Source organism: Pseudomonas sp. K5002 (assembly GCF_013386655.1).
Lineage (GTDB): Bacteria > Pseudomonadota > Gammaproteobacteria > Pseudomonadales > Pseudomonadaceae > Aquipseudomonas.
Genome location: NZ_JACARK010000117.1, coordinates 1 through 6,441, shown reverse-complemented (window position 1 = coordinate 6,441; position 6,441 = coordinate 1). Strand labels below are relative to the sequence as shown.

General features: G+C 56.0%; 5 protein-coding genes, 3 tRNA genes and 1 pseudogene. 2 read left to right on the top strand and 7 right to left on the bottom strand.

Features of this window, described 5'->3' with window-relative positions:
- Window positions 1-444: sodium/glutamate symporter (locus tag HX846_RS07265; protein ID WP_218645403.1), on the bottom strand; the 444-nt coding region annotated here is incomplete at its 3' end.
- A gap of 360 nt (window positions 445-804) precedes the next feature.
- Here HX846_RS07265 and HX846_RS07260 point away from each other — a divergent pair.
- A complete protein-coding gene (locus HX846_RS07260; RefSeq protein ID WP_178965187.1) occupies window positions 805-1,929 on the top strand; it encodes an acyltransferase in 1,125 nt (374 codons plus the stop codon).
- A gap of 38 nt (window positions 1,930-1,967) precedes the next feature.
- Here HX846_RS07260 and HX846_RS07255 read toward each other — a convergent pair.
- The 3 genes and pseudogenes from HX846_RS07255 to HX846_RS07245 all read right to left on the bottom strand — a co-directional run.
- A pseudogene (locus HX846_RS07255) lies at window positions 1,968-2,475 on the bottom strand (transposase domain-containing protein); the annotation flags it as partial.
- 112 nt (window positions 2,476-2,587) lie between these two features.
- Window positions 2,588-3,802, bottom strand: coding sequence for a hypothetical protein (locus HX846_RS07250; RefSeq protein WP_256739790.1), 1,215 nt, complete (start codon window positions 3,800-3,802; stop codon window positions 2,588-2,590).
- Between the two features lie 188 nt (window positions 3,803-3,990).
- Window positions 3,991-4,067, bottom strand: a tRNA-Val gene (locus HX846_RS07245).
- Window positions 4,068-4,250: 183 nt separating this feature from the next.
- Between HX846_RS07245 and HX846_RS07240 the strand changes: the two genes are divergently transcribed.
- Complete coding sequence (locus HX846_RS07240) at window positions 4,251-5,534, top strand: FAD-binding oxidoreductase (RefSeq protein WP_008438740.1); 1,284 nt, start codon at window positions 4,251-4,253, stop codon at window positions 5,532-5,534.
- A 166-nt stretch (window positions 5,535-5,700) separates the two neighbouring features.
- On the opposite strand, the gene HX846_RS07235 is transcribed toward HX846_RS07240, so the two are convergent.
- The 3 genes from HX846_RS07235 to HX846_RS07225 form a co-directional block, all read right to left on the bottom strand.
- A tRNA-Asp gene (locus tag HX846_RS07235) sits at window positions 5,701-5,777 on the bottom strand.
- A 105-nt stretch (window positions 5,778-5,882) separates the two neighbouring features.
- A tRNA-Asp gene (locus tag HX846_RS07230) sits at window positions 5,883-5,959 on the bottom strand.
- Between the two features lie 213 nt (window positions 5,960-6,172).
- On the bottom strand, window positions 6,173-6,441 hold a 269-nt coding region (locus HX846_RS07225), incomplete at its 5' end, for an SDR family oxidoreductase (protein ID WP_178965186.1).

The window sequence follows — 6,441 nt, the reverse complement described above, 5'->3', positions numbered from 1 at the left end:
GAACACCGCGCCCCAGGCCGCGCCGGTCCCGTGCCCACCCGACAGCGTAATGGAGCCCGCCAACAACCCCATCAATGGATCGAGCCCCAGCGCCTTGGCCAGCGCAATCCCCATCGCGTTCTGGACCACCAGGAGCGCCGTCACCACCAGCAGGAAAATCCCCAGCACCCGCCCGCCTTTCTTCAGGCTGGCGAAATCCGCATTCAAACCAATGGTGGCAAAGAAAGCCAACATCAGTGGCGTCTGCAGCGACGAATCAAACCGGACCTCAATGCCAGCGAGCATACGCAGGACCAGGAGCAGCACCGCCACCACTAAACCGCCGGCCACCGGCTCCGGAATATTGTAAGTGCGCAGGAAACCGACTCGAGCGACCAGCCCGCGCCCGAGTAAAAGCACCAGGGAGGCGGCGACCAGCGTTGAATAGAAGTCGAGTTGAAGCATGGGGCAGCTCTCTGTAGTTATTTATGACGAATCGGGGCAGGCCTATCGATCCTTCGGAACAACACAGGAAGAGTAGTAGTACGACGCCATCTTTAACCTCGGAAAAGTCCTAACGTTGCCGAACGGAATCCCCAGGACATTCAGGCGAAAGACTTGCGAAGCGCAATCTGAAGGGGCAAGACGAGAAAATCGAGTGCATGACAAGGGCTGCAGAACTGCGTCTGGACGGGCGCTTTACAGGTCCGCGGCATCCTGCCGACTCAGCGCCCATTCGAATTTGACAATCTCCGGCGTCCTGTCCAAAGCCACCTATAATCATGTCCAGTCGACAGGATCGTCGATGATAAACAGGACAACATCATGCAACGGATCGCTTTCGCAAACGCTTTGCGAGGTATTGCGGCGCTCAGCGTCGTCATTGCCCATTACATTCTGATGTTCAACTACCTCAAAGGTGGCTTCGGTGGCCTGCCACCCCTAGCTGAGCCACCCTTTCCAGCCTGGATGATCAGCATCTTTAATCCGCTCAACAACGTGAACATGGGCGGGTTCGGAGTGGCATTGTTCTTTCTGATCAGCGGTCTGGTAATTCCAATCTCGGTATCCAGCCTGAGCGGAACGGCTCTTGCGAAAACGAAATTCGTGATTGGCCGGCTTTTTCGAATATGGCCTACCTATATCATTGGCCTTCTAATCACCCTGGGTAGCCTTGAAATAGCTGCCTCATATATGGGGAACATCACGACCTACACGACTCTCCAGGTCCTCGCGCAAATGTCTTTGTTTCGAGACTGGTTTGGCAGTTCCGCACCGCTGGATGGCGTGGTGTGGACACTGGAGGTTGAAATCAAGTTCTACCTGATCGTGCTGCTGTGTTGGTCAATGATTACCAAGGGAAAATTGCTGCCGCTCGTGTTGCTGGGCGTCGCAACTGTGCTGGCCGCGAACCTATACCCTGGAAATATTTATCTCACCGGTCCGATGGCCGCGTTCGTCTTCCCGTTCAAATACATTGTTTTCATGATGATCGGCGTCGCGTTCAACTATTACTACCGTGGACTGTTAAGCCTTGAAAAGCTGTTCGGCATAACCATCTGTATGCTCTGCGTATTCGGGTATAGCGGGTTCACTGAAGGCTGGCCGTTTGAAGTGATCGCTGCCTACTTTATGGCATTTGCGCTGTTTACCGTGTTCTACCTGTTTTGCAGCAACTGGACGGGGCCCCCGGTATTCAATTTTCTGGCCGATATCAGCTATCCGCTATACGCCTGCCATGGGGCGTTTGGTATTGTCGGGATGCGGATTATGATTGACCAGGGGATCAGCCCGATTCCTGCCCTCGTTATCCAGTCACTAGCCACCATTTTACTGTCCTGGCTTATCCATAAGGGGGTTGAAGCCCCTACCCATGTACTCGGAAAAAGAATCGCCGGCCTGTTCAGTACAAAGCCAACTAATAATTTGCTACCTGGACAATCCCAATAAAAAGCCCGCTCAATGCGCAATGCTGTTCACTTAAGCGGAGCAGCATTGCGGGTAATCGAATACCGGTTTTTTGACAGCCTCACCGCCCTAAGCCTCGCTGGCCTGGGGCGTTTTGTTATGAAGAGCACACCTATGCTGCCGCGAAGCTCTTCCATGCGTCTTGGCGTGTGTGATGGCGACACGGCGCCAGCCATGGCCACCAAGGAGTCCACGCCAGTCGTCTTGTAGGTAGCGCTCATATCCCCAGGCGTTGGCGATCCTGGGACAGCCCGCTCTTGCCCAGGAGCATCTCCTTGGCAATTCCATCGGTGCAGATATTTAATCAACGGGCGACTTCAATGACCGGCTCGCCCCTGAAAAGGGCCATCCCGACAACCAGCCAAAGCACCATATCCGAAGGCAGACGGCGACGTCGGATCGTTGCTTTATCAGCCTGCTTGGCCGCTGCTGTTATCCATCAGGAATATGATCGGCGAACACCTCAAGACGTGAGAGTGGTCGCTCAGCAAAATCCAGAACGGTGTTTAAATCCTGAGCAACAGGCATAAAAAATCCGAAGTCCTTATCAGACTCCGGATTTTCCGGCTGCTTGAGGATTAGTCAACAATCCTTAAGTGAACAGCATTGCGCTCAATGCGGGCTTTCTTTTCCATGATTATCAGGAAAAAGGTATGGGCTCAACCATATAGCAATCAACGCAGTCTGAAGTGATGACGTTATCCAGAATCAGAGGGGACTCGGTCGCAGGTCGAAGGAACCCGGTACGAATAGACGCTGTATAGACCCCAACGTTTACTGTATTGAGGCGAGCCCTAGCGTTAATCGACACACAATCAATGCTGTAATTCATCCCCATCCCCAAGCCGCAATTTTCACCACCTGAATTAATCACGCGAGTAGAGTCCTGCCCCTCAATGACAACACCCCAGGCGGTCTGTTCAGGATCAACACCTGGCTCAGTAGCCGTGCAATAACTATCAAGAATGGTGTTGTACTCGCCACCGTTGTCCAGCAGCAGCATGCAGCGCCCGGTCCAGTCAACCGACGTGATGTTCTCTATAACACAGTGTTGTGCGTAGTGCAGATGCAGGCCAACCGCAGCGTCCCCGGTGAACTCAAGGTTGCGGATATACACGTTTTTAATCGGGTCACATAAAGCCACGATTGCGCCCAGGGGATGATCACGTTTGATTACGCGATTAACAATCAATGAGTTAGCCAGCACATATATAACCTGGCGAACCTCCAGGGGGCCGTCAAGTGGCATAGGGTAGGTTGCAAAATCGGTTGAAGCGTCCGAGATGACGATCCAGGAACCGTTTGTGTACGGAGTCGTGTCGGCCACGGAGATTTCGGTCGTATTGACGTAGGCCGGCGCGGTCAAATAACTGCCCGGGCGAACATTGCCTTGGTAGTCGATGGCGGCATAACTTGGATCTGTGGGGTCCAGCGGGTTACGGCCGATCCCTGAAACGTCAATAGTGACCTTATCGATCCCTGGGGCAGGCTCGATGATCTGCCCACTGTAGGGCCAGTTGTCATCACGGTTTAGCAGGACTGTTGTCCCGATAGGGCAGTCAGTGCCATTGATTTGAATCCAACGGTATCCGGCCTTCATCACCGACTGGAGTTGAGGGCCGTTATCCGCAGAGGGATTCGGGGTAAAAACATAAGGGGTATCGATGTAAATTGACATATGACTTCTCCTGATTTCCCATGGCCATTTTTCGGCGAAACAACTGTACATGCATACAGCTAAAAATCCTACAAAAGCAGCATTCTCAACGCTCACTTTATTGCCCACAGACACCGACATACGCATCACACGCGCCGGACGCGTGATCAAGCCGTTATCGCGTTCAGTGAGGCTCATGGGAGACGGGAAAAGAAGATGCCGAAGCACGCTCAGAAAGGCGCAACGGGACAAAAATCGACAAGCCAGGAGGAGCCGCCGAATCGTCATTCTGAGGGGGTAGGTTGCAAAGGCTTCGCAAATCGCAACAAAAAAGGGCCCACCTTTCGGTGAGCCCTTCTAGACCGCCCAGCAGAGCGGATTTTGTTTGGTAGGCGCGATTGGACTCGAACCAACGACCCCCACCATGTCAAGGTGGTGCTCTAACCAACTGAGCTACGTGCCTGCTGTGAGGCGGCATTCTACGGAATTCCCGAGGGGTGTCAACACCTTTTTTGCAGCTAAGCCTATGAATATGCGAATTTTTTATTTGTGGCCAGCACAACGGTATTTTCCGGCGGCTGGCAGCGGATTTTCAACTCAGGTAGGATCGGCGCACTCGTAAAAAATATAAAACAGAGGTTCCAGGATGGCGAACACCCCCTACCCCCAGTCGTATTACGCCGCGTCCGCGAATGCGGTACCTCCTCGCCCAGAGCTGCAAGGTGAAGTCGAAACCGATGTGTGCGTGATTGGCGCCGGTTATACCGGCCTGTCCAGTGCGCTGTTCCTGCTGGAAAACGGCTTTAGCGTGACAGTGCTGGAAGCTGCCAAGGTAGGCTTTGGCGCGTCGGGCCGTAATGGTGGGCAGATCGTCAACAGCTACAGCCGTGATATCGATGTGATCGAGCGCAGTGTCGGCCCCCAGCAGGCGAAATTACTCGGCGACATGGCATTTGAAGGCGGCAGGATCATTCGGGAGCGGGTGGCCAAGTATCAGATCCAGTGCGATCTGAAGGACGGCGGTGTATTTGCGGCACTGAACAGCAAGCACATGGGCCACCTGGAGTCGCAGAAGCGCCTGTGGGAGCGCTACGGCCACACCCAGCTGGAGCTGCTGGACGAGCGGCGCATTCGAGAAGTGGTCGCCTGTGACAACTATGTGGGCGGCCTGCTCGACATGAGCGGCGGGCACATTCACCCGCTGAACCTGGCGCTGGGCGAAGCGGCAGCCGTGGAGTCCCTGGGCGGCACCATTTATGAGCAGTCGGCGGCGACTCGCATCGAGCGCGGCGCCAATCCGGTGGTGCATACGGCGCACGGCAAGGTCAGGGCCAAGTTCATTATTGTCGCGGGCAACGCCTATCTGGGGAACCTGGTTCCGGAACTGGCGGCCAAGTCGATGCCGTGTGGTACGCAGGTGATTACCACCGCACCACTGGGCGATGAACTGGCGAAGACGCTGCTGCCACAGGATTACTGCGTCGAGGACTGCAATTACCTGCTGGACTACTACCGCCTGACGAGCGACAAGCGCCTGATCTTCGGCGGTGGCGTGGTGTACGGCGCGCGTGACCCGGCGAATATCGAGGCGATCATCCGGCCGAAGATGCTCAAGGCCTTCCCGCAGCTCAAGGACGTGAAGATCGACTACGCCTGGACCGGCAATTTCCTGCTGACCTTGTCGCGCCTGCCGCAGGTCGGTCGCCTGGGGGATAACATCTACTACTCCCAGGGCTGTAGCGGCCATGGCGTGACGTATACCCACTTGGCGGGCAAGGTACTGGCGGAAGCGCTGAGAGGCCAGGCAGAACGTTTTGATGCGTTTGCCGGCCTGCCGCACTACCCCTTCCCCGGCGGACAACTGTTGCGCACGCCGTTTGCGGCGCTGGGGGCCTGGTATTACGGGTTGCGGGACAAGCTGGGATTCTGACCCCGGACCACGGGGCTGGCTTGCCGGCCCCTGTACTTGCCGCGCCGGCACCCAATCGCAGACACAAAAAACCCCGGTCTTTCGACCAGGGTCTTTGCTATCGATCCAACCAAGCCAGCGGCTTGCTTTGGCGTCTCAGGGCGTTCAGTGGGCCCTGGAACAGATATGGCGCAGCGGACGGGACTCGAACCCGCGACCCCCGGCGTGACAGGCCGGTATTCTAACCGACTGAACTACCGCTGCGTATCGCTCAGACTGCTGAAGTGTCACCTTCAACCGCCTTCAAACATCTGACTGACCAGCCTTGGCTGTTCAATCTCAAATCTGAAACATCAGACCTGGAAAATATGGCGCAGCGGACGGGACTCGAACCCGCGACCCCCGGCGTGACAGGCCGGTATTCTAACCGACTGAACTACCGCTGCGCGTCGGTGCAACCTTTAACGTTGCGTCTTGCCCTAGGGCAAAACTCTCAAGAAGTGGTGGGTGATGACGGGATCGAACCGCCGACNNCAGCTGAGCTAATCACCCTTTGCTTCGTTGAGGCCGCGAAATTTACGCAGGTAGCGGACCTAAGTCAATAGCCTGCTTGAAGTTTTTCTGAAAAAGACAAAATGGCTTCAGGACCGCGACCCGCCCTACTCGGTGTAAATCATCTTCTTGCTCATGCCGCCGTCGACGACGAACTCTTGCCCGGTGACAAACCCGGCATTGCGCGACAGCAACCACGCCACCATCGCCGCTACGTCTTCCACAGTGCCTACCCTGCCCGCCGGGTGCTGGGCGTGATCCGCATCCGTCAGCGGCTCGGCACGGCGTGCAGCCGGGTCACGGGCATCGATCCAGCCCGGGCTGACGGCATTGACCCGTACTTCCGGCCCGAGGCTGATAGCCAACGCGTGGGTCA